Origin of the sequence: Pseudohongiella sp., from assembly GCF_040877505.1 — a bacterium.
In the GTDB taxonomy this organism is placed as follows: domain Bacteria; phylum Pseudomonadota; class Gammaproteobacteria; order Pseudomonadales; family Pseudohongiellaceae; genus Pseudohongiella.
The window spans coordinates 34,919-57,171 of sequence record NZ_JBBDNQ010000032.1 but is presented as its reverse complement, the minus strand read 5'-3'; the positions used below and the strand labels follow the sequence as shown (position 1 = coordinate 57,171).

At 58.7% G+C, this 22,253-nt stretch carries 21 protein-coding genes; 11 read left to right on the top strand and 10 right to left on the bottom strand.

The window, feature by feature from the left end; all coding sequences use genetic code 11:
• Window positions 1-4: 4 nt before the first annotated feature.
• Window positions 5-721, bottom strand: coding sequence for a proteobacterial dedicated sortase system response regulator (gene pdsR / locus WD071_RS11465; RefSeq protein WP_368048516.1), 717 nt, complete (start codon window positions 719-721; stop codon window positions 5-7).
• 248 nt (window positions 722-969) lie between these two features.
• On the opposite strand from pdsR, the gene WD071_RS11460 reads away from it, so the two are divergent.
• Entirely contained in the window at window positions 970-1,632 is a 663-nt protein-coding gene (locus tag WD071_RS11460; RefSeq protein WP_368048515.1) for a glutathione S-transferase family protein, read from the top strand.
• Between the two features lie 135 nt (window positions 1,633-1,767).
• Here the strand turns inward: WD071_RS11460 and WD071_RS11455 are convergent, their stop codons facing one another.
• Both WD071_RS11455 and thiC read right to left on the bottom strand, forming a co-directional pair.
• Entirely contained in the window at window positions 1,768-2,841 is a 1,074-nt protein-coding gene (locus tag WD071_RS11455) for a 3-deoxy-7-phosphoheptulonate synthase (protein WP_368048514.1), read from the bottom strand.
• Window positions 2,842-2,916: 75 nt separating this feature from the next.
• Window positions 2,917-4,830: a phosphomethylpyrimidine synthase ThiC gene (gene thiC / locus WD071_RS11450; protein ID WP_368048513.1), complete on the bottom strand. Its 1,914-nt coding sequence runs from the start codon at window positions 4,828-4,830 to the stop codon at window positions 2,917-2,919.
• Between the two features lie 405 nt (window positions 4,831-5,235).
• Here thiC and WD071_RS11445 point away from each other — a divergent pair, with 405 nt between their 5' ends.
• On the top strand, window positions 5,236-6,588 hold the full coding sequence (locus WD071_RS11445; RefSeq protein WP_368048512.1) for a TolC family outer membrane protein: 1,353 nt from the start codon (window positions 5,236-5,238) through the stop codon (window positions 6,586-6,588).
• A 10-nt stretch (window positions 6,589-6,598) separates the two neighbouring features.
• On the opposite strand, the gene hemH is transcribed toward WD071_RS11445, so the two are convergent.
• From hemH to WD071_RS11420, 5 genes are read right to left on the bottom strand one after another with little or no spacing between them, the layout of a single operon-like run.
• Window positions 6,599-7,678, bottom strand: coding sequence for a ferrochelatase (hemH, locus tag WD071_RS11440; protein ID WP_368048511.1), 1,080 nt, complete (start codon window positions 7,676-7,678; stop codon window positions 6,599-6,601).
• Window positions 7,679-7,680: 2 nt separating this feature from the next.
• On the bottom strand, window positions 7,681-8,112 hold the full coding sequence (locus WD071_RS11435; protein WP_368048510.1) for a hypothetical protein: 432 nt from the start codon (window positions 8,110-8,112) through the stop codon (window positions 7,681-7,683).
• Between the two features lie 3 nt (window positions 8,113-8,115).
• Complete coding sequence (locus tag WD071_RS11430) at window positions 8,116-9,393, bottom strand: O-acetylhomoserine aminocarboxypropyltransferase/cysteine synthase family protein (RefSeq protein ID WP_368048509.1); 1,278 nt, start codon at window positions 9,391-9,393, stop codon at window positions 8,116-8,118.
• 18 nt (window positions 9,394-9,411) lie between these two features.
• Window positions 9,412-10,836, bottom strand: coding sequence for a DUF3482 domain-containing protein (locus WD071_RS11425; RefSeq protein WP_368048508.1), 1,425 nt, complete (start codon window positions 10,834-10,836; stop codon window positions 9,412-9,414).
• Window positions 10,836-12,227 (bottom strand): DUF2868 domain-containing protein, encoded by a 1,392-nt coding sequence (locus tag WD071_RS11420; protein ID WP_368048507.1) that lies wholly within the window; start codon window positions 12,225-12,227, stop codon window positions 10,836-10,838. Before WD071_RS11420 ends, WD071_RS11425 begins: the two co-directional genes overlap by 1 nt.
• A gap of 146 nt (window positions 12,228-12,373) precedes the next feature.
• On the opposite strand from WD071_RS11420, the gene WD071_RS11415 reads away from it, so the two are divergent.
• From WD071_RS11415 to WD071_RS11380, 8 genes are read left to right on the top strand one after another with little or no spacing between them, the layout of a single operon-like run.
• Window positions 12,374-12,934, top strand: a complete 561-nt coding sequence (locus WD071_RS11415; RefSeq protein ID WP_368048506.1) for a Na+/H+ antiporter subunit E — start codon at window positions 12,374-12,376, stop codon at window positions 12,932-12,934.
• Window positions 12,931-13,176 carry a monovalent cation/H+ antiporter complex subunit F gene (locus WD071_RS11410; RefSeq protein WP_368048505.1) on the top strand — a complete coding sequence of 82 codons (246 nt, stop codon included), beginning with the start codon at window positions 12,931-12,933 and terminating at the stop codon, window positions 13,174-13,176. Before WD071_RS11415 ends, WD071_RS11410 begins: the two co-directional genes overlap by 4 nt.
• Entirely contained in the window at window positions 13,173-13,577 is a 405-nt protein-coding gene (locus tag WD071_RS11405; RefSeq protein ID WP_368048504.1) for a cation:proton antiporter, read from the top strand. The genes WD071_RS11410 and WD071_RS11405 overlap by 4 nt, the downstream gene beginning before the upstream one ends.
• On the top strand, window positions 13,567-14,535 hold the full coding sequence (locus WD071_RS11400) for a hydrogenase subunit MbhD domain-containing protein (protein ID WP_368048503.1): 969 nt from the start codon (window positions 13,567-13,569) through the stop codon (window positions 14,533-14,535). Before WD071_RS11405 ends, WD071_RS11400 begins: the two co-directional genes overlap by 11 nt.
• Window positions 14,532-14,831: an NADH-quinone oxidoreductase subunit K gene (locus tag WD071_RS11395; protein WP_368048502.1), complete on the top strand. Its 300-nt coding sequence runs from the start codon at window positions 14,532-14,534 to the stop codon at window positions 14,829-14,831. Before WD071_RS11400 ends, WD071_RS11395 begins: the two co-directional genes overlap by 4 nt.
• Window positions 14,828-16,264 carry a complex I subunit 5 family protein gene (locus tag WD071_RS11390; RefSeq protein WP_368048501.1) on the top strand — a complete coding sequence of 479 codons (1,437 nt, stop codon included), beginning with the start codon at window positions 14,828-14,830 and terminating at the stop codon, window positions 16,262-16,264. Before WD071_RS11395 ends, WD071_RS11390 begins: the two co-directional genes overlap by 4 nt.
• The gene (locus WD071_RS11385) at window positions 16,261-17,769 is read left to right on the top strand and encodes a proton-conducting transporter membrane subunit (protein WP_368048500.1); all 1,509 of its coding nucleotides are present in this window, start codon (window positions 16,261-16,263) and stop codon (window positions 17,767-17,769) included. Before WD071_RS11390 ends, WD071_RS11385 begins: the two co-directional genes overlap by 4 nt.
• Window positions 17,766-19,490 carry a complex I subunit 5 family protein gene (locus tag WD071_RS11380; RefSeq protein ID WP_368048499.1) on the top strand — a complete coding sequence of 575 codons (1,725 nt, stop codon included), beginning with the start codon at window positions 17,766-17,768 and terminating at the stop codon, window positions 19,488-19,490. The genes WD071_RS11385 and WD071_RS11380 overlap by 4 nt, the downstream gene beginning before the upstream one ends.
• Window position 19,491: 1 nt before the next feature.
• Here WD071_RS11380 and WD071_RS11375 read toward each other — a convergent pair whose 3' ends face one another.
• Window positions 19,492-19,986: a lipocalin-like domain-containing protein gene (locus WD071_RS11375; protein WP_368048498.1), complete on the bottom strand. Its 495-nt coding sequence runs from the start codon at window positions 19,984-19,986 to the stop codon at window positions 19,492-19,494.
• Window positions 19,987-20,192: 206 nt separating this feature from the next.
• On the opposite strand from WD071_RS11375, the gene tesB reads away from it, so the two are divergent.
• On the top strand, window positions 20,193-21,077 hold the full coding sequence (tesB, locus tag WD071_RS11370; RefSeq protein ID WP_368048497.1) for an acyl-CoA thioesterase II: 885 nt from the start codon (window positions 20,193-20,195) through the stop codon (window positions 21,075-21,077).
• Window positions 21,078-21,101: 24 nt separating this feature from the next.
• On the opposite strand, the gene dinB is transcribed toward tesB, so the two are convergent.
• Window positions 21,102-22,208: a DNA polymerase IV gene (gene dinB / locus WD071_RS11365; RefSeq protein ID WP_368048496.1), complete on the bottom strand. Its 1,107-nt coding sequence runs from the start codon at window positions 22,206-22,208 to the stop codon at window positions 21,102-21,104.
• Between the last annotated feature and the right edge of the window lie 45 nt (window positions 22,209-22,253).

Genomic DNA, 22,253 nt, shown 5'->3' with positions numbered 1-22,253 from the left:
GTGTTCAGCTCTCGGGACTGGCGGTGGTCATTGTTGTGTTCCAGCGATAACCCATACCATAGACGGTTTCGATGCAATCAAACGCGGCATCGACCTGGATAAATTTACGCCGGATACGCTTAACGTGAGACGTTATCGTACTGCCATCAACAAAAATCTTGGATTCCTGCATCAGTACCTGACGACTTTTGACATGACCGGGAAACTTCACCAGGGCGTGCACCATCCAGAACTCAGTCACTGTCAGCGGCACCGGGGTACCATCCCACTGCACCGTCAGACGCCCGATATCCAGCACCAGATTGTCGCGTTGCAGCAGGTTCTCGGGAGACGTGGGCAGGTTGAGTGCATCCTGGCGACGAAACAGGGCCGCGATACGGGCCGACAGATGCGGCAGACTGATGTCCTTGGTCAGATAGTCATCCGCCCCCATGCGCAGGCCACTGACGGTATCAAAATCATTGTCGCGCGCGGTCAGGAAGATAATGGGCAGGGTTTCCGACATCGAGCGCAGGCTTTGGCACAGAGTGAAACCACCGTCGATCTCGTTCTCCAGACCAATATCGATGATTGCCAGATTGGGCAGACGCAAATCGAACGCCCTCATGGCCTCCCGGCGATTGGCGAAGGTCTGCACTTCGTAGCCCTGCTTGCGCAGGACATCGGCATAGTTCTCCCGGATCGCTGATTCATCTTCCACAATAGCAATGCGTCGCGCCATATATCACCTTTCTCACCTTCCACACCCTTTATCGCCCTGCGGTAGCAGGGCTTAGAGCGCTGAATATACCTTATTTATCCGGTATTTAAAGCCCGCGCCGAGACCACCGGCACCGTTGCCACTATTCTGCCATATTTAGTCAGCACAAAGCCCTGGTTTGTACCTGCCACTGCAATAAACCTCAGGTCTAATTCAGTATGCAGACATCAAACAGCAGCCTGCTGTTTATTGAGATGGAGTGATTCCGGATGAGCAGTACCAGACTTGTCATCGGCAACAAGAATATTTCGTCCTGGTCCATGCGGCCCTGGCTGCTACTCAAGCACTTCGGCGTGCCTTTCGAGGAGGTCAATGTCGCTCTGTACCAGCGCAACACGGCCGAAAAGCTCGGCCCGTTGTCACCGTCATTAAAAGTACCTGCCCTGATCCATCACGAAACCACCGTCTGGGACTCAATCGCGATCTGCGAATATGTCTCCGAAGCGCTGCTGGATGGCAAAGGCTGGCCTGCGAGCCCCCGCAAACGCGCAACCGCACGATCTGTCTGCGCCGAGATTCATGCCGAGTTCCCGCATTTGAAAAAAGACTGGCCAATGAACTGCAAAGCAACGGTGAAGCTGTTTGTATCCGAGTCCATTGCGGAAGAAATCGCCCGTGTTGATGCGATCTGGAGTTGCTGTCGGCGCAAGCACGGGCTGGGCGGCGAGTACCTGTTCGGCCGCTTCTCCATTGCCGACTGCATGTATGCACCCATGGCCATAGCATTCAAATCCTACGGCGCGGTACTCAGTGCGGAGGCACAGCGCTACGCGGATACCCTGCTTGCGCACCCATCCGTACAGGACTGGATTCGCCAGGGCCAGGCTGAGGATGAGCCAGGCCTGGCGCTGGACTTCGCCAGCAATATGTGAGAGTTCCGGGCAACGCCCTGAGCCTGCGCGCCAGCCGGTAAAGCACTCAGGACGACGCCGTTGGCGTCTTTATTGTCCTTCGTATTTCACCGGCTACCACACAGGCTCGGGGCTGGTGGGTCCCCATCGTTGCCATCAAGAATTGCGGGCGGGCAGCACATCCTTCAGCTTTGCGGCCATCTCCTTGATGCTACGTTCGGTTTCCGCCCAGTCGATGCAGGCATCGGTCACTGATACGCCGTATTTAAGCTCGCTGAGGTCCTTGGGGATCTTCTGGTTGCCGAAATTAATGTTGCTCTCCAGCATCAGGCCAATGATGGACTGGTTACCCTCCAGGATCTGATGTGTCACGTCTTTTAATACCAGCGACTGGATTGACGGATCCTTGTTGGAGTTGGCGTGGCTGCAATCGATCATGATGTTGGTGTTAACGCCACCTTTGCGCAACGCTTCCTCCGCCTGCGCCACATGCACTGAGTCATAGTTGGGACCGGCATTACCACCGCGCAGCACCACATGTGCGTACGGGTTGCCTTTGGTCTTCACCACGGCTACCTGACCTTCCTTGCTGATGCCCAGGAAACGATGCGGATGGCTCACCGACTGCATGGCGTTGACCGCCACGGTCAGACCACCATCAGTGCCATTCTTGAAACCGACCGCCGATGACAGGCCGCTGGACATCTCGCGGTGGGTCTGCGATTCCGTGGTACGCGCACCAATGGCCGACCATGAAATCAGATCCTGCAGATACTGCGGAGAAATCGGGTCCAGTGCCTCGGTGGACGCCGGCAGCCCCATGCCAACGATATCCAGCAACAGCTTGCGGCCCATACGCAGGCCTTCTTCAATCTGAAACGTGTCGTCCATAAACGGGTCGTTGATCAGACCTTTCCAACCTACTGAAGTACGCGGCTTCTCAAAGTACACACGCATGACCAGGTAGATAGTGTCCTTGACCTCGTCGGCCAATACTTTCAAACGCCTGGCATAATCCATGGCCGCTTCCGGGTCATGAATCGAGCAGGGCCCGACGACCACAAACAGGCGCGGGTCTTTGCGATCCAGGATATCAAAAATGGTCTGCCTGGCATCTCGCACTGACGCCAGTGCTGCGCCTTCCAGCGGCAGGTCAGCCTTCAGTTGCTGCGGTGTCATCAGGGCCTCGATGGCCTCGATGTTTAAATCGTCTGCTTTTATATCCGTCATGCTCTTAAACTCTTATTCAATTATTTTTTGAAACGTAACCTGAACAGGCTTCCGGAAAACCGCCAGTGGCGTAACTCACACTTTGTGATACAGCTGACGCCCGGTCTTGTTGTACTCCTCTGCCATCTGTTCCATGCCAGCATCAACATCCACCACCCCGACACCATTGGCTTCTTCCTGGGCGGCGGCAAAATCACGCACTTCCTGGCTGATCTTCATGGAACAGAACTTCGGTCCGCACATGGAACAGAAGTGTGCCACCTTGCCGGATTCCTTGGGCAGGGTCTCATCGTGATAGGCCCGTGCGGTGTCCGGGTCCAGACCCAGATTGAACTGATCGTCCCAGCGGAATTCAAAGCGCGCCTTGGACAGGGCGTTGTCACGCAACTGCGCACCCGGATGACCTTTGGCCAGATCAGCTGCATGCGCCGCAATCTTGTAGGCCATCAGTCCTTCCTTCACATCCTGCTTGTCCGGCAGGCCCAGGTGTTCCTTAGGCGTCACGTAGCACAACATGGCGCAACCGAACCAGCCGATCATCGCCGCGCCGATGCCCGAGGTAATATGGTCATAACCTGGCGCGATATCGGTGGTCAGCGGCCCCAGGGTATAGAACGGCGCTTCGTCACAGACCTCAAGCTGCTTGTCCATGTTTTCCTTGATCATGTGCATGGGCACGTGACCAGGGCCTTCGATCATGCACTGCACGTCATGCTTCCAGGCGATCTTGGTGAGCTCACCCAGGGTTTCCAGCTCGGCGAACTGTGCTTCGTCGTTGGCATCGGCGATGGAGCCGGGACGCAAACCGTCACCCAGCGAGAAGGACACATCGTAGGCCTTCATGATTTCGCAGATGTCTTCAAAGTGCGTGTACAGGAAACTTTCCTTGTGATGTGACAGACACCACTTGGCCATGATGGAACCACCGCGGGAGACAATGCCGGTAACACGCTTCGCAGTCATTGGCACATAACGCAGCAATACCCCGGCGTGAATGGTGAAGTAATCCACGCCCTGCTCTGCCTGCTCGATCAGGGTGTCACGGAAGATTTCCCAGGTCAGGTCTTCGGCCACACCGCCGACTTTTTCCAGCGCCTGGTAAATCGGCACCGTGCCAATAGGCAACATGGAATTACGGATGATCCATTCACGGGTTTCGTGGATGTTCTTGCCGGTGGACAGGTCCATCACGGTGTCGGCGCCCCAGCGTGCCGACCAGGCCAGTTTTTCGACCTCTTCTTCAATAGACGAAGTCACCGCCGAGTTACCGATATTGGCGTTGACCTTGGTCAGGAAGTTGCGGCCGATGATCATCGGTTCGATTTCCGGATGATTGATGTTCATCGGGATGATGGCCCGGCCACGGGCCACTTCGTCACGCACAAATTCCGCGGTAATCTCTTTCGGAATGGCAGCGCCAAAAGACTGCCCCGGATGCTGGAAACCCAGGTCGGTGACATCGCCCTTTGCGGTCAGCATTTGCTCCTGCATCTGGGCGATGCTCATGTTCTCGCGGATGGCGATGTATTCCATTTCCGGCGTAATGATGCCCTGCCGCGCATAATGCAGTTGCGTCACATTGGCACCGGCTTTGGCACGACGCGGCTTGTGCAGGTGCTCAAAGCGCAGGTGCGCGGTCTGCACATCGTTCTGGCGCTGACGGCCAAATTCGGAGCTCACGCCCGACAACAATTCGGTGTCGCCACGCTCATCAATCCAGGGCGCACGGATGGCCGGCAGCCCGGTGCGCAGATCAACCTCGGCGGAGGGATCGGAATACGGGCCTGAGGTGTCATAGACCCGAATCGGCGGGTTCACTTCCCGGCCTTTTTCGGTCAGCGTGTCGGCCTGGCGGATTTCGCGCATAGGCACCTGGATGTCAGCCCGGCTTCCCTGCACGTATACTTTGCCGGAACTGCTGAACTCATAACGGGTTCTGTCGTCCAGTTCGGTAATTCTGTCGAGAAAGTGTTCTGGCTTGGCGCTCATTGCTCTATCCTAAGTGTGGCCTGAGTCACGGGCGTGGGTCGCGGGTGTGAGTCACAGGCGTGAATAACAACAACATATTATGCCTCAAACGCGGACAAAGTGTTACCGCTGCAGCCAATCCGGCCCGCAGATCAGGGCCGTACAGTAGAGTTTGGATTTATCAGGTTGCAATTATGCCAAACTGTTATTTGGCTCCTTTGGTAACACTGTGTAGAATGCTGACTGTACCAGCCAGACTGTTCCTTGCCATCCTCTACGGACGGGCGTCTGCGCGCCATGATCGGCAAAATGTCTGCTGTAGAGCAGGCGACGGATTTTAGGAAAAGAACCGTACAACAATGACCTGCGCCAAAACGCAGGTGTGGATAGTTTCAGTCAACGATTGTTCTGACAGGATTTCTGATTATGCGACGTTTTTCCCGCACGCTGGCTCTCGCGGCCGGGCTGCTTGTTTCCGCTCAACCCGCCCTCGCAGACGATCTGGTAAGCATTCTTGAGCTTGCCATGCGCAATGACCCGACCCTGCGCCAGGCCCAGGCGCAGCTTCGGTCCGGCCAGCAGCAATTGACTCTGGCCCGATCCAGCCTGCTGCCGCAGGCCAATGCCAACTTTACCGAACAGCGGCAGGCAACCGGGCCTGAGGGGGACGTCAGCCTGACCGACCTTGATTCCGAGTCACGCCGGTACGGCATCAGCGTCAGTCAAGCCCTGTTAAACCTGCCAGACTGGTATAGCTATCAGGGCGCCAAGGAGGCCGACCAGGCTCGGCTGTTCAACTTCGCGGCACAGGAACAGGCCCTGATTATCCGGGTCGCTACCGCTTACTTTGATGTCCTGCGCAATATTGACCAGCTGGACACCCGCCGCCAGGAAGAGGAAGCGTCACAGCGTGAATTCGAGCGCACCCAGCAACGCGAGGAAGTTGGGCTGGTGGCGATCACGGAAGTATATGAAGCACAGGCAGTTTACGACCTGGCACGCAACAACACTCTGCTGGCCGAAGACGCACTGGCCAGCAGCTATGAAGCACTGGAAGCCATTACCGGCCAGCCGCATCCGAACATTGATGTACTGAGTGAAGACTTTCCGATCGTGGAAGCGGAAGGCAATATGGACAGCTGGGTCAATGAAGCACTCAACAACAACCCGCAATTGCTCGCCGCGCGTTACAACGTTGAAGCCCAGTCACAGATCGCGAAATCACGCAGCAGCGAGCGCTGGCCAACAGTCTCGTTGCAGGGCGGCTATTCCAACAACGAGTCCAACAGCACCCAGGGCACGGATGGTGGCGTGCGCTCCGCAGGCGCTATCGAAGGTGTCAGCGTGGCCCTGCAGGTGAGCATTCCCCTGTATACCGGTCACAGGCTGAGTGCACGCCGCCAGCAGGCCGAATATGACCTGGTGGCGCAGCAGGAACAGGCCAACCTGATCCGTCGTACCACAACCCAGGACATCCGTAACGCCTTCCGCAGCGTCAACACCGATGCCCTGGTCATCGCCCAGCGTCAGCAGGCCATCATCTCGGCAGAAGCAGCGCTGAATGCCATTGAAGCCGGTTATGAAGTGGGTACGCGCAATATTGTGGACGTACTGCAGGCGCGCCAGCAACTGTTCGTGGCGCTTCGCGACTTTGCCGATGCGCGTTACAACTACGTCATCAATACCCTGGAACTGAAGCGCACGGCAGGCGTGTTGACGCCACAGGACATCATTGACCTGAACGAATGGCTGGAGGCCGAGGCGGCAACTGCGCAGTAATGCGTTGATGCTACTCGGCAGCGCCCAGAGCGCGGGCACGTGCCTGGCGCTCGGGGTCAGCCTCCGGCGCTTGCCAGCCTGACATGTGTAATTGCACAAGATCGGCCAGCGCACTGATGTGTTCCGGCCGGTCGTTCAGTGCACTGATATATTCATAACGCTCACCACCCGCGTGCTCGAAGTACTCCCGATTCTCTTCGCCGATTTCTTCGATGGTTTCCAGGCAGTCTGCCGAAAACCCCGGACAGAAAATCTGTACCGATTTAACCCCCTGCCCCGGCAACGCTTTCAGCGTCTCATCCGTGTACGGATTCAACCACTCTTCCCGGCCAAAACGCGACTGGAACGTGGTCATCCACTCATCGGCCTTCAGGCCCAGGGCCTCGGCCAGCAGGCGCGAAGTCTTGTGGCATTCGCAGTGGTAGGGGTCGCCGTTGAGCAGGTATTTTTTGGGCACACCGTGGTAGGAAAACAGTAATCGATCAGCGCGACCATGTTCGTCCCAATGAGCCTGAATGCGCTGTGCCGCTGCCGCGATAAAAGGCGGAAAATCGTGGTAATGGGTGACAAAGCGGAACTCCGGCATCAGGCGCCTGCGGGTAAAATCAGCGCTGATGGCATCAAAAGTTGACGCGGTGGTAGATGCGGAATACTGCGGATAAAGAGGCACCACCAACAATTTACGCACACCTTGCTGCATCATGTTTTCAAGCACCGACGGAATCGAGGGATTGCCGTAGCGCATGGCAAAATCCACCACCAGATCTTTCTGCCCACGCAACTGCAATTCTGCACTCAGCGCCTGCGCCTGATTGCGCGTATGGAACAGTAATGGCGAGCCCTCGTCGGTAAACACCGTGGCGTAGGATTTTGCCGAGCGTTGCGGGCGGATGTTAAGAATCACGCCATTAAGAATCAGCCACCACAACGGCCTGGGCAATTCAACAACACGCGGGTCCCACAGGAACTGCTTGAGATAGCGCCGCAGGGCCGATGTTGTGGGCGCGTCAGGTGTCCCCAGATTGGTTACCAACACGCCAATGCGCTCATGTTGTGCATGGGTAAAACCCGGACTGCCTTGAAATTTCATGATTAATCCCGTGGTGATGAGTCGTCAGTGGTGGCACTGTGTTCTGGTTTGTTGCCGGTCGCTTCCCTGGCCAGTGCAGCCCGGGCGCCCAGCGTCCCCGCCACAAACTGCGGCGCAGACAACAGGGTCACAAACAACATGGCCTGCAGTACAAAACTTGCGTTGCCAAAAAATATCGATGAAAACACCTGGCCCAGCATCATGCTCAGGGTCCAGCGCCAGCTGTTGTGCGGATAGATCCGTGCCAGCAGATACACCACCGCGCACATCACCGGCCAGCCCAGGGCAAAATAGACCGGTGTTGCCCAGGCCACCGGGTTGCCGCTTATATAAGCGACAGCAGTGGCGACGATAAACCCGGCAACGGCGGCGGTCAGGTGAACCCTGCCATCGCGCAGCAGCGGTTTTTTGAGTGCTGGTGCTGGCTCCGTCATGGGTTAGGCCGACACCTTGTCCAGGGCCTGATTGATGTCTGCCAGGATATCGTCAATATGCTCGATGCCCACAGATATGCGCACCAGATCTTCACTGACGCCTGCGCGCGCCAGCTCTTCCGGATTGAGCTGCCGGTGTGTGGTACTGGCCGGATGGCAGGCCAGTGATTTGGCGTCGCCGATATTCACCAGACGCAAAATCATCTGCAACGCATCAATAAACTGTGCACCTGCAGCGAGCCCTCCGGTGATGCCAAAACTCAGGATACCTGACGCCCGGCCGCCGCAAATCTTCTGACACACCGGGTGGTAGGGACTGTCGTCAAGCCCGGCGTAATTCACCCATGCCACCTTTGGATGCTGCTGCAGATGTTTTGCAACTGCCAGCGCATTTTCACAATGTCTGTCTATACGCAGGCCGAGCGTTTCCAGACCTTGCAGAATCAAAAAGGCGCTGTGCGCAGAAAGCGCAGCGCCGGTATTGCGCAGGGGTACAACGCGGCAACGGCCGATATAAGCTGCCTCGCCTAGTGCTTCGGTGTAAACCACACCATGGTAGGAAGGGTCCGGCTCATTGAGCATGGGAAAGCGCGCCTTGTTGGCGACCCAGTCAAACTTGCCCGAATCAATAATGATGCCGCCAACCGTGGTGCCGTGACCGCCAATGTATTTGGTCAGCGAATGCACCACGATGTCGGCACCATGATCAAATACCCGGCACAGATAGGGCGTCGCGACAGTATTATCCACAATCAGCGGCACACCATGACGATGGGCGATCTCAGCCAGTCGCCTGATATCCACAACATTGCCGGCCGGATTGCCAATCGATTCGCAGAACACCGCCTTGGTGTTGTCATCTATCAGTTTTTCCAGCCCCTCGAAGTCCTCGAACGATGCCATGCGCACATCCACACCCTGCGTCGGCAGCGTGTGCGCAAACAGGTTATACGTGCCCCCATACAATTGACTGGTACTGACGATGTTGTCACCGGCGCGGGCAATGCACTGAATGGCATAGGTGATAGCTGCCATACCTGAGGCCAGCGCCAGTGCCCCGATGCCGCCTTCCATTTCTGCCAGCCGCTGTTCCAGAACAGCATTGGTGGGATTCATGATCCGGCTGTAGATGTTTCCCGGCACTTTCAGGTCGAACAGATCTGCACCGTGCTGGGTATTGTCGAATGTATACGACGTCGTTTGATAAATAGGAACAGCAGCCGCTTTGGTGGTTGCCTCGGATTCATACCCGCTATGCAGGGCCAGTGATTCGAGCTTCATGTTTTCTCCCATGTCTGATTATTTTGTATCTGTTTTTGTTGCCAGAATTTGCGCCAGTTCATCAATGGCATATTGACGCCGGTCTTCAAATTCGAACGATGGTTTTGTGTTCGCCTCGTGCGCCCAATCCGGATTGGCCTGAGCCTGGCGCAAGGAGGCAGGCAAACGCTGACCCGCAAATACCGTATCGGCCGCATCAGCGGCCATTATTTTGTGTTGCGCCGCATGTCCGCGTGACTCCAGAGCCTGAAGCAAATGGCATTGCCGCGCCGCCAGCGCGCGCAGAATATTATCATCAATACGTAATATTTTTTCGCCGGAGATCAGGCCCATCAAATGACTGCCATAGTGCCGCAGGGTTTGCAGCCCGCCCCCGAGCAATGCGCCAATCGCTGTTGCCAATCCCAGCGTAATACCACCCACCATCAGATCAATGCCCACACCCGCAACCGCGCCGGCAGCGGCTCCGCTGCCCAGCTTCAGCCCCATGGCCTGCAGGGTATAGGGGTCAAAAAGGTCCTGCTGCCAGCGCCCCTCAACAAGCGGCAAGGCGGCGTTTTCGATGTCATCCGGGTAAAACCGGTACAGGCTCAGCAGGCGCTCGACACTCTCCTGCTCACGCGCACGCACCCTGTCATTAAGTGTCACCGAGGCCTTTTCGAGTTCCTGCGCATCCAGCGATGACACACGCTGCTGCAGCGCGGCGACCTCAATCAGCAACTCGGCAATCAGCATCAATGCGGACTGATGCCGGTCATGGGCATCTTCGGCGTGACTGGCGATCAGGGCATTAAGTGTGTTGCTGTGTGCGTCCAGCAAATTGGCGAGCTTGGAGTACAGTAAACGCTCACCATCCTGAGTCGGCGCCACCGTATCAAAGCGCACAATAGCGTGCAGGCCCAGTCCGGCCAGAGCATCGCGCCATTCATCCTCACGCGCACCCGGGTCAGCAACAAAGTTGAGCAAGGGCAATAAGGGCACGCCGCACAGGCGCAGAATCTCCAGTTCGTCGCGGTGCTTGGCCAGCACCGGATCCCTGGCATCAAGCACGTAGAAAGCGGCATCACTTTTCATCAATTGCCGCAGCACCTTGGCTTCCTGTTCAAAACGGGTCTGCGCCGGCTCGGTCTCCAGGAAACGACGGATACGCGCGCGGCCGTCTTCATTGCCGGTGCCGCTGGCCTGTTGTCCGAGCAGGGCCAGCAGATCAATCGGCTCTTCCATACCCGGGGTGTCGAACAACTCTAGCAGGACCCTGCCCTTGACCAGCAGCCGCGCCGCTTCCACATGACGGGTGGTGCCAGGTCGACCGGATACCTCGCCGAACCGGGCATCACGCGTCAATGTCCGTAACAGCGAGGTCTTGCCGGTATTGGTATGGCCAGCTACGGTAATCCGCAATGGTTCATCAATTGCTTTCAACAAGTGTTCATCAAGCGACATCAGGATGATTCCCCCACCCAGGCCAAGGCCTTGTCATCAGCATCAAATATCATTTGCGCCGAGATACCCAGGTCCAGCAAACACTGCCGCCAGATGGCGAGCCGCTCGACCGATGCCCTGTCGGCTCCCATCAGCCAGACCGCAACCGAGGAGGTCTGGCTGGCTGCCTCCGCCAGCCAATGCAAGGCGCCCCGGTCCGGCGATTGCGCAGCCACACAGGCCAGCAATAATTTGTGCGGGGGATCCACGCCGAGTTGCTCCAGCACATATTCACGTTGCTGGCGACTGTCGACCAGATGTGTTTGAACCCGGTCCGCAAGGCCTCCCGGTGGCCAGGGCAGATCGCTGGCGATCTCCAGCCCGACCAATAAACTGGCCTCACCGGCACGACCCGGGCGAGTACGCCGCCGGAACGAAGGCAGCGACACCGGCGCCGGATCGGTCACGCCGGCCTTCTCGCTGTCCGGGGCCAGGCGACCTGCCAGTGACACCCACGCCAGTGAGCTGGTCTGCAAACGGATATTGCGCAGGCCGAAGGTCAGACGAAGCCAGCACACCACACTCAAAAGCAGACGCGGCAGGATGCCATATACCAGTAAACAGCCGGTCAGCCAGGAGGCCCATGCACGACGCTGCAGATCACTCTGGGCAGCCATTATTGTCTCTGTCTGTGCGCCGCTGATGGCGATGGCATCGGGAGAGGGCGTGGCAAAACCAAGCATTCCGGGCAGCACACCCAGCGATTCAACCAGGCCGATAAAAACCGATGTCGGCAGGATAGTGGTCTCCCACACAAACACATAGCTGCGCAGCGCCAGCGCCAGCATCAAACCTGCCAGCACACCCAGCATGATGCTCAGCCAGCTCAGGTGGCTGACCACACTCAACCACCAGCGGCTCAAGCCCGCCTTTGCGGTCAAGGTCGTAAAGGCTTGCGTTATCGCAGCGGCACTGCCACTTTTCTGCAAGCGTTTCTGAAACGCGACTGTCATCAGATACCAGAGTCGCCCCAGCGAGCCTGCCTGGGTGTTGGCACTGAAACTCAGTAACCAGACAAGCAAAAGCAACAGATTGATGCCCAGCAGACTGCCGAGCGCCCAGATCACATTGACCGGAGAGCTGCTGTCACCAAGAACCGCCAGCGCGGCCGCAAATCCGCTCAACAGACCCAAAAGCAGCAAACCCAGCAACGCCCAGCCCGCACTGTGTCGCCACGCCTGCAACCTGTCCTTGAGGCCATCGCGCTCGGCGATAAACTCGGCCCACGCCAGAATGCGCTGTTCAGCATCCCCTGTGAGGCTGCGGGCGTGCTTTTCAGCCACCTCGTCCCGGGTATCCGTCCTGTTGCGTCTGACTGCGTCAGCGAGCCAGCGTTTGTTGAATTCCGACATCAATAGGTCTTTTATTTGCGTTTGAGTGCAATTGGCGCGCTTCGTATCTGTTTGTCGATACCTGTTTGTCTGTCATTCTATCCGATACACGTCAGACACTGTAACTTTGTTAACATGGCTTGTCAGCAGCATCCGCTGGCGGTACTTTGAACCGCGAAGCGGTGATAGACGAAGCAGCGACCGGCAGCGAACCAACAGCAAAGGGAGAATTTGTGGCACGACCTGGGTCCAGACAGCAACGATTGACCACGATACTGGTGCTTGCCGTCCTGTATGCCGGGCTCTGGTTGCTGCTCAGCAACAATCAGGGCTGGGCCTTTGGCTCAGTCTTTGTTGTGCTGGCGGTGGTATGCGCGCTGTCGGCCAGCTTGACGCTGCCTCAGGTACGCTGGCGCTATGTACCGGGATTCCTGTTTTTTTTCCTCAGTCGAATGTTGATGGGTGGCATTGATGTCGCACGACGCACCCTCGGTAAATCCGATGTCGCGCCCGGTTGGGCTGAACACCCGCTGTCGGATTCATCTGCCTTTGCACGCCTGATGCTGTCAGCCATCACCGGCCTGTTACCCGGCACTCTGGCTGCCCGTATCGACGGTGACATCATGCGGGTTCACACCCTGGACACCCGCCGCGACTGGCAAAGTGATGTTGCCTTGCTGGAAACACATTTGTCCCGGCTGTTCCCGCCTGCGCAGGCCCCGTCATGATCTGGCTGGCAAGTATCATTCTGCTCAGCGCGCTGGCCGGACTGTGGCGCATGACCCATGCGTCAACCATCGCTGACCGCCTGCTGGGCCTGCAAATGCTCAGCACCACCGGTATCGCATTCCTGTTATTGCTCGCTCACTGGCAGAACAACGCCATCTGGCGCGATGTCGCACTGGTGCTGGCCTTGCTGGCCGCTGTCATAACAGTGGCACTGGTACAGATGCTGCGGAGGCGGACATGATCAGCACAATCGCCTTGTTTGCAGGCTGGACCTTTATGCTGGCAGGTTGCGTGTTCTTTATGACTGCAGCTCTGGGCCTGCTGCGTTTCCCCGACCTGTACAGCAGGTTGCACGCGGTGACCAAGGCTGACACGCTCGGGCTGGGGCTGCTCGCACTGGGGCTGGTGTTGCTGGATCCAACGTGGCGCAGCGCTTTGCTGCTGATGCTGGTATGGATACTGGTGATGGCCTCGGGCGCAGTCAATTGCCAGCTCCTGGCTCGCTTCAATCTGGAGCAGCATCCGGCACCCGCCGGGACTGATCCCGGGACTGATCCCGCGCCTGATCCCGCGCCTGATCCCGCGCCTGATCCCGCGCTTAATCACAACGCTGACCAGGGAGATACATCCGGTGTCTCTTGAGTTACTGCCTGACCTGATACTGACAATGCTGTTGCTGATCATGGCATGGGGCGCCCTGTATGCCCCGCAACGGGCTGATGCCATGACGCTTTTTATCGGCTTTGGGGTGGTTGTGGCACTCACCTGGGCGCGGCTGGATGCACCGGACCTGGCGCTGGCCGAAGCCGCCATCGGCGCCGGCCTCACCGGTGTCTTGTTGATGCACGCTGCCCGGGCGTTGCCCGCTGAATTGCACCAAAGCAACAGAACGGCGACCTACTGGGGCGCCCTGGCCTTTGCTGTCGTGGCCAGCCTGATGTTCCTCACGCACTTGTTGTATGACGATTCATTGCTCAGCGCTGGCCTGCTCGACGCTGAATCCGACATGACGCCGCGCTTGCGTACCCTGGCGGATGCTGCGGTGGCTGACAGTGGCGTCGAACACCCGGTGACCGCCGTACTGCTTAACTTCCGTGCCTGGGACACCTTGCTGGAACTGCTTGTCCTCCTGTTTGCGCTGAACGGTCTGCGGCAGTTGTTTCCCGACAAGCGATCGGGCGACAACCACGCAACCTCACAATGGCCCGAAAGCCTGGCCTTGATGTCGGCCTGGGCGCGCGTGCTTGCGCCGCTGCTGGTGGTCACCGGTGGTTATCTGCTGTGGCGCGGTTCCAGCGAGCCCGGCGGTGCATTTCAGGCCGGTTCCCTGCTGGCGGCAGCTGCGGTGATCCTGCGCCTGACCGGTCTGTTGCCGGCGCTGCGCTGGTCATCCGTGCTGCTGCGCCTGTCGGTGGTTGCCGGTGCCCTGTTTTTTCTGGCAGTGGCAGCCGCCACAGCGATCTGGGGCGACGGCTGGCTGACATACCCCGACGCCTACAGCGGCCTGCTGATCATTGCGATAGAAGTCTTTGCTACGCTGTCCATCGCCATCACCCTGAGCCTGCTGGTCATTGGTGAACGGGAGGATCTGCGCACATGAGCGCTATCGAGTTATACCTGACTCTGGGTGTCGCGGTTTTTTTACTGTCCCTGCATGGGCTGATGACATTGCATGATCCGATCCGGCGCCTGATCGCAGTCAACCTGATGGGCGCAGGGACTTTTTTGGTAATGGTCAGCCTGGCAAAACGCTCGGCAGTACCCGACCCGGTGCTGCACGCACTGGTTGTCACCGGGCTGGTGGTCGCAATCAGCGCCACCGCGTTTGCACTGCGCCTGATTATCGCAGCAAGCAAGCACGATGAAGAAAACAGCGAGGACAGCGAACAACCATGAACTTCGCCCTGATCAGTCTTGCCGTCCCGCTGTTTGCCGGTTTGCTGCTGCTCCTGTGTGGGCACGCGCTGAAAACACGCACCACAGGTTTTCTGGCCATTGCCAGCACGGTTGTCAGCCTGGCAGCTGCGTGGTTTGCGCTGCAGACGGTGGCCAACGCTGGTGCTTCAATCATGCTGGATCTGGGTGGCTGGGAAACCGGACTGGCTATCCGCCTGCGGCTGAGTTCACTGAGCGCCCTGCTATTGCTGTTTACCGCGCTGATGCACTTGCTGATTGGTCTTTATGCCGGCTTCAGCCGCCAGGGCATAGCCCGGGACTTCTGGCACCTGAGCTGTTTTCTGCATGGCTCGCTGGCGGCGCTGTGGCTGTCCGCTGATCTGTTCAATCTGTATATCACGCTGGAATTGCTCGGACTGACGGCGGTGGCCATGGTCGCACTGTCGGGCAAAAAAGCCTACCGGCCTGCCGCCAACTACCTCATTTTGTCACTGGCGGCCTCCCTGTTCTATCTGCTCGGCGTTGCCTTGCTTTATGGCCGCTACGGTGAGCTGGATGTGTTGCTGCTGGCGCCACGGACGGAAGCGGATGTCATTACCCGCCTCGCCCTGTTGTTGATGACAACGGGGCTGATGCTGAAAGCTGCATTGTGGCCCCTGCACTTGTGGCTGCCGGCCGCACATGCCAGCGCGCCAACCGCCGTCAGTGCGCTGCTGTCCGGGCTGGTGGTGAAGGGCCCGCTTTTCATTTTATGGGTATTATGGAGCGAGGTGGCACCTCCGGCACTGGCACAACAGATTGGCCCGGTGCTGGGCATTGCCGGCATGATCGCGCTGACCGCCGGTGGCCTGTCCGCCATGCGCAGTCCCTATATCAAGACCCTGGTTGCCTATTCGACGGTCGCGCAGCTGGGTTATGCCTTGATGGCACTGGGCCTGCTGTTGACCTGGCAATTACCGCAAATGCATATTGCATTGTGGTTGTTCGTGATTGCCCACGGGCTGGCCAAAGCGTCATTGTTTCTCGCGGCCGGCGAAATGCAGTCCACTCTGGGCACCCGCCGCGTTGACGGCCTGCGCGGCGCCACTCAAACCGTGCCGGTTGCCATGTTTGCCTTTGCCGTGGCCGGTGGCAGCCTGATCGGCCTGCCGCCCAGTGGCGGTTTTCTGGCCAAATGGGTGTTGCTTGAACCTCTGCTGAGCGAGCCCGGCAACTGGCCATGGGCCATTGGTGTGCTGCTGGGCACACTGGTGTCAGCAGCGTACATTTTTCGTGTTGTCGCGCTGGCGTTCGACCGCGCGCGTATCAACCCGCCTGACACCCGCACGGGTCGTGCCGGACACTGGCTGGCGCTGCTGCCAGCCCTGATGGTCTGGGGCATGGCGCTGTCCGGGGAATGGCTGATTCAGCTGCTGGCAGGGGGTGGTGTATGACACTGAGCTGGACCACTGTGTTGCCCGTGCTCATTATTCTCAGCTCCCTGATACCCGGTTTGTTGATTTTTGCCACGCCGGAAACCGCCGCACGCAGACGCACCATCCTCAACCTGTCCGGCATCTTTCTAAAGCTGATATTGGTCGGTTTGATGCTGGCTGGCGTAAGCCAGGGCCTGCAATTCCGTTTTGCCATTGCCTTTTTGCCAGGCGCCGAACTGGTGCTGCAAGGTGATGCGCTGGCGTTGCAGTTCATCACCCTGTCGTCAGTGCTCTGGTTGATGACCACGGTATATGCCATCGGTTATCTGGAGAACTCACCGCTGCGATCACGTTTTTTCGGCTACTTCAGCTTGTGTGTCAGTGCGACGGTAGGGCTGGCGCTGGCTGGCAACATGATTACCTTCCTGTTGTTTTACGAATTGCTGACACTGGCTACCTTCCCGCTGGTCGTGCATCGCGGCACACCGGAAGCACTGCGTGCGGGCCGGATATATCTGGCCTACACACTGGGCGGCGGCACGGTGCTGTTGATGGGCATAGCCCTGCTGCATTCCATCGCCGGTACACCGGATTTTGTACCTGGTGGTTATGTTACCAGCCTGATCGAAGGCAACAGCCTGAGCCTGCGTATTGCCTTTGGCCTGATGATTGTCGGGCTCGGGGTGAAAGCTGCGCTGGTGCCACTGCATGGCTGGCTGCCCCAGGCCATGGTTGCCCCGGCGCCCGTGAGCGCCCTGTTGCACGCGGTGGCAGTGGTCAAGGCCGGTGCATTTGGCATCATCCGTGTGGTTTATGATGTGTATGGCATTGAGGCAACAACCCTGTTGTCGCTGACCCGACCCCTGATGTGGCTGGCAGCCGTCACCATCATTTTTGCCTCAATCCGCGCCTTGCAGCAGCAGGATATCAAGAAACGACTGGCATACTCGACGGTGAGTCAGGTGTCCTACATCACGCTGGGCGTGTCGCTGGTGGGTCCTGTTGCGGCCGTGGGCGCCATTGTGCACCTGGTGCATCAGGGGCTGATGAAAGTCACGCTGTTTTTCTGCGCGGGCAACTTTGCCGAAACCCTGGGCATTCACAAGATTCAGGAAATGGACGGACTGGGCCAGCGCATGCCCTGGAGCATGGCAGCCTTTACCGTCGGCGCACTGGGCATGATCGGTGTGCCGCCCATCGCCGGTTTCATCAGCAAATGGTATCTGGCCACCGGTGCCCTGGAGGTCAATCAGGATTGGGTGCTGTTGGTGCTGGCAGGCTCTGCCCTGCTCAATGCGGCTTATTTTCTGCCACTGATCTATCGGGGCTGGTTTCGCGCAACGCCGGCAGGTGGCTGGCATGAAAACAATTTCGCCGGGCAGCGCCTGGAAACGCACTGGATGCTGTTGCTGCCACCCTTGGTGACAGCGCTGTTGTCCATCCTGGTCGGGATTTTTGCGGGCAGCATTTTCAGCCCGCTGGGCTGGAGCCAGTTTATTGTTAACCGGGAGTTTGGCCTGTGAATGCCTGGATCTGGCTGAGCGTTCCTGTCACACCGCTGCTGGCGGCGCTGTTATTACTTGCATATCGCAAGCGGGTGCAGACACTTGCTCCCTGGCTGAGTCTGAGCGTGCTGCCCGCGCTGTTGGCCAGCGTCACTTACAGCCCTGCCTTCATACCGGATGCCGTGTGGGAAGGCGCGCGCTGGGCAGCTGACAGCACGGTGACACGGCCGTGGCTGACCTTCACTGCCGTGCTCTGGGGGATCGCCGGCTTCTATGCCGGCTACAGCCAGCGCGACGATCCCGGACTGCTGCGTTTCTGGTTATTCTGGCTGGCCGCACTGAGCGGCAACCTGCTGCTGATCATTGCCCAGGACGCCCTCAGCTTTTATGTGGGTTTCTCCATGATGAGCCTGTCGGCTTATGGCCTGGTGGTGCACAGCGGTAAACCACAGGCGCGGCGCGCCGGACGACTCTATCTTCAGCTGGCCATCTTCGGGGAAATTCTGTTGCTGGTGGGCATGGCCTTGCGTGTGCATGCTGCCGACGGCTCTCTGTTATTCAGTGACTGGCTGAACACACCGGCCGCACCCCTGAGCACTGCAGTGCTGCTGGTTGGCCTCGGCCTGAAAGCCGGTTTCTGGCCGCTGCATGTGTGGTTGCCACAGGCACATCCGGTGGCACCGGCACCGGCCAGTGCCGTGCTGTCGGGCGCCATGCTGAAAGCGGGCATTCTGGGTTTGTGGCAATTTCTGCCCGGTGTAGCACCCGTTGCCGAAAACTGGTCGCTACAGGCCTGGGCGCAGCCTGTGATGACCATCGCCGTGATCAGCATTGTGCTCGGCGCCCTGCTCGGCCTGACCCGACAGGATGCCAAACAGGCGCTGGCGTATTCCTCGGTCAGTCAAATGGGCTTCCTGCTGTTCCTGATTGCCCTGGACTGGTTGCTGCCCGGACAACGCGGGACCATCGGGGTGGCGCTGACACTGTACGCGGCACATCACGCCTTTGCCAAAGGCGCCCTGTTTCTCGCCGCCGATGTTGTCAAGGCAGGCGGTGCACCCGCCCGCCTGCATCAGGGCTGGCTGATGGCCGCTATTGCGGTACCGGCGCTGGCGCTGGCCGGTCTGCCACTGAGCAGCGGCGCAGCTGCCAAGACAGCGCTGAAGGCTCTGCTCGACGATCCGGCGCTGTCACACTGGCTGATCTGGCTGCAGATCGGTGCGCTGGGCACCCTACTGGTGGTAGGCCGCGCCGGCTATCTGCTTTGGCAATTGCGTCAGCAGGCGGCTGCCAAAGCGCCAGGCCAAAACATACCGCTCAGCGCTCTGCTTGCCTGGCTGGCGCTATGCGCGGCGCCTTTGGTATTGCCGTGGTTGTGGCCGCTGATGCTACCTGCCACCAGCGACAGTCTTCCCTTATACAAATGGGTCGAGCTGGGCTGGCCCATTGGCATTGGTTTGTTGATGGCTGCGGCCGGCCTGCACTTCCACTGGCAATCGCCCGGGCTGTTGCAGACCCCGCATACACCGTTCCTGAGGCTGTCTCTGAGTTTTAAACGGCGCTTGAATAAAGCGTTGTTGCCCTCCATCACGTCAGCATGGCTGCGACGTGACTGGCGACAGTATGAACGGCGCTGGAGCCGACTATGGCAGGGTCACACCGTCAACAAAAGCGCGACCCTGCTACTGGTTTTCATGGTGATTGCCAGTCTGACCATTTTTCGTGCGGCGCCCTGGTGATTCAATCGCCGATACGGCGCCAGGTCAGGGTTCCGGTGGTGCGGCCATTATCATCACGGATCGACAGCTTCAGCAGTCCATCCTCGGTGAATTCGTAGTAGCGCACGTTATCCTCGCCCACCCAGCTGCCGCGGGTGGGTGACCCTTCAACGTGATGGGTGACCCGGTTATTGTCGACATCCCAGGTGACCGGGCCCCAGTAGGCAAAACCGCCACGAACCAGTTCGCTGGTCTGCGCGGCACGCGCCGGCAGGTCTTTGGGCATGCCCTGGGCCGACATATGGTCATGTTCATCGTACATGATGCGGCCAATGTAGTTGGCGTCCACTTCGCCGCCTTCGGCCGGATACTGGATAAAACTGACCAGCTCATAGTGGCCGACAAACTGTTGTTTGACCGCGTCGAGGCGGGCTTCGCTGGCAGAGGTGGTCTGCATCCATGTGGCCGCCGCGGCGATCGTCGCAACGGCAGCAAGAATCAGGGTCTGGTGTCGCATAGCAGTCTCCTGTGAGAGAACGGTTGTTGTTATTGTGTTCAGCGACCTGATCATACGCCCGGCACATAATGGGGTAAAGGCTGTCGGCGATGACTATCGAGGCGAGACTGCTATCGGAGAGTGACTGCTATCGGAGAAAACCCGGATAGCTGCTAAACTTACCCCCCTGACAGACAGAATTGGCTTTATAACAGAGAACCACGCACATGGCAGTCACCCCGGACGCACAGGAAAACCAACAGCTACAACAATTGTTCAATCATCTGGAGCTGGAAAAGCTCGATGAAAACCTTTATCGCAGCGCGCACAAAAACGAAGGCTGGTTTCGCGTCTATGGCGGTCAGGTTCTGGCGCAGACCTTGTTGAGCGCCAGCCAGACCGTGCCCGAAGATCGGCATGTGCATTCCCTGCACGCCTATTTTCTGCGCCCCGGCGACCTCGATCACCCGATCATTTTCCAGGTGGACCGTATCCGCGATGGCAAAAGCTTTACCACCCGCCGCGTGGTGGCGATGCAGCATGGCAAAGCCATCCTGAACATGGCGGCGTCATTTCAGATTCCGGAAGAAGGGCTTTCACATCAGGCGCAGATGCCGGACGTGCCGCCGCCCGAAGAGTGCGCCAGCCGCAAGGAGATGGCCGAGCGCTTTCGCGGCAAGATCAGCGAAGACCTGCTGGAACGATTCTCGCGCCAGTTTGCCGTTGATCTGCGCCATGTCGACATCAACAGCCTGTTCGACAATACGCCGAAGGAGCCGGTCACCAGTGTCTGGTTCCGCGTCAACACCGAGTTGCCGGCGGACTATGACCGCCATGCCCACCTGTTGGCCTATGCCTCCGACATGACCTTGCTGCAGACCAGCCTGCGCCCGCACGGTCAGAGCCTGTTCGATCCCAAACTGCAGATTGCCAGTCTGGATCATGCCATGTGGTTTCACCGCCCGTTCCGCACCGACCAATGGCTGCTGTATGCACAGGACAGCCCGTCTTCGTCACAGGCGCGCGGCTTCAATCGCGGCAATATCTTTACCCGGGACGGGATACTGGTGGCGTCGGTCTGTCAGGAAGGTCTGATGCGGGTGCGGGGCTGACGCGTCGGCACTGACTCGACAGCCTCAAGGCGCTGAATCGGCATCAAGGGGGAGCGCCAGTTGGTCGGCGGCCCGCTCGTCCCTGGGCCGGAGCCGCACGCCAACACCGATCAGGCGTACCGGGCGCTGGTGCCGGGCCCAGGCCTGCTCCATCAGGGCCGGGAACAAACCCAGCTCACATGAGTCAGCGCTTTGCTCCGCCGTGGTGGAGACAAAATTGTCGAACTTCAATTTTACAAAGGTGCCGCCCACCTGATATCGCGTCTGCAGGGGCTGCCAGCGTTCAAGCATCTGCGCATGCAGCTCATGCAGACGCTCAATGCAGGCAGGCAGGTCTGCCAGGTCGTGCGCAAACGTATTTTCCACACTCAGGGATTTACGCTGGCGCTCGACTTTCACTTCCCGATCGTCAATGCCGCGACTCAACTGGAACAGCCGGGTACCAAAGCTGCCGAACTGCGCCAGCAGGGACTCCTCGCTGAATTCGCGCAGGTCGGCGCAGGTCTGCACCCCCATGGTGTGCAGGCGGGCCGCCGTCACCTTGCCCACACCGAACAGTTTTTTTACTGGCAATTGCAGGACAAAGGCATCGATCTGCTCGGGCCGGATAACAAACTGACCATCGGGCTTTTCCCAGTCACTGGCGATCTTGGCCAGAAATTTGTTGGGGGCAATGCCGGCTGACAGGGTAATGCCCAGCGTTTCGCGCACGCGGCGGCGGATATCCTGAGCAATCAGCGTGGCACTGCCCCTGAAAGCCTGCGTCGCACTGACATCGAGATAGGCTTCGTCCAGCGACAGCGGTTCGATCAGCGGCGTGTAGTCGGCAAAAATCCGCTGAACCTGGCGCGAGACCCCCCGATATATCTCCATGCGCGGCGGCACCACGATCAGATCCGGGCAACGACGCAAGGCGGTAGCGGTAGGCATGGCTGAATGAATGCCAAAACGACGCGCCTCATAATTGCAGGTCGCCACCACGCCCCGACGTTCGCTGGCTCCACCAACCGCCAGCGGCTTGCCGACCAGCGCGGGGTCATCACGCATTTCAATGGCCGCATAAAAACAGTCGCAATCACAATGAATGATCTTGCGCTGCCGGGGCAGGGCCTGTGTGTCTTCGGACGTCATCGGGCGACAGTATTTCCTCTACGGGACGATGTACCAGGCAAGAAT

Excerpts from the sequence above, each read along its gene's own strand:
- WD071_RS11425 (WP_368048508.1), bottom strand. The coding sequence starts at position 10,836 with ATGTCGCTTGATGAACACTTGTTGAAAGCAATTGATGAACCATTGCGG.
- WD071_RS11460 (WP_368048515.1), top strand. The coding sequence starts at position 970 with ATGAGCAGTACCAGACTTGTCATCGGCAACAAGAATATTTCGTCCTGG.
- WD071_RS11455 (WP_368048514.1), bottom strand. The coding sequence starts at position 2,841 with ATGACGGATATAAAAGCAGACGATTTAAACATCGAGGCCATCGAGGCC.
- WD071_RS11410 (WP_368048505.1), top strand. The coding sequence starts at position 12,931 with ATGATCTGGCTGGCAAGTATCATTCTGCTCAGCGCGCTGGCCGGACTG.
- WD071_RS11430 (WP_368048509.1), bottom strand. The coding sequence starts at position 9,393 with ATGAAGCTCGAATCACTGGCCCTGCATAGCGGGTATGAATCCGAGGCA.
- pdsR (WP_368048516.1), bottom strand. The coding sequence starts at position 721 with ATGGCGCGACGCATTGCTATTGTGGAAGATGAATCAGCGATCCGGGAG.
- WD071_RS11420 (WP_368048507.1), bottom strand. The coding sequence starts at position 12,227 with ATGTCGGAATTCAACAAACGCTGGCTCGCTGACGCAGTCAGACGCAAC.
- WD071_RS11385 (WP_368048500.1), top strand. The coding sequence starts at position 16,261 with ATGACACTGAGCTGGACCACTGTGTTGCCCGTGCTCATTATTCTCAGC.
- thiC (WP_368048513.1), bottom strand. The coding sequence starts at position 4,830 with ATGAGCGCCAAGCCAGAACACTTTCTCGACAGAATTACCGAACTGGAC.
- WD071_RS11395 (WP_368048502.1), top strand. The coding sequence starts at position 14,532 with ATGAGCGCTATCGAGTTATACCTGACTCTGGGTGTCGCGGTTTTTTTA.
- WD071_RS11375 (WP_368048498.1), bottom strand. The coding sequence starts at position 19,986 with ATGCGACACCAGACCCTGATTCTTGCTGCCGTTGCGACGATCGCCGCG.
- tesB (WP_368048497.1), top strand. The coding sequence starts at position 20,193 with ATGGCAGTCACCCCGGACGCACAGGAAAACCAACAGCTACAACAATTG.
- dinB (WP_368048496.1), bottom strand. The coding sequence starts at position 22,208 with ATGACGTCCGAAGACACACAGGCCCTGCCCCGGCAGCGCAAGATCATT.
- WD071_RS11435 (WP_368048510.1), bottom strand. The coding sequence starts at position 8,112 with ATGACGGAGCCAGCACCAGCACTCAAAAAACCGCTGCTGCGCGATGGC.
- hemH (WP_368048511.1), bottom strand. The coding sequence starts at position 7,678 with ATGAAATTTCAAGGCAGTCCGGGTTTTACCCATGCACAACATGAGCGC.
- WD071_RS11445 (WP_368048512.1), top strand. The coding sequence starts at position 5,236 with ATGCGACGTTTTTCCCGCACGCTGGCTCTCGCGGCCGGGCTGCTTGTT.
- WD071_RS11405 (WP_368048504.1), top strand. The coding sequence starts at position 13,173 with ATGATCAGCACAATCGCCTTGTTTGCAGGCTGGACCTTTATGCTGGCA.
- WD071_RS11390 (WP_368048501.1), top strand. The coding sequence starts at position 14,828 with ATGAACTTCGCCCTGATCAGTCTTGCCGTCCCGCTGTTTGCCGGTTTG.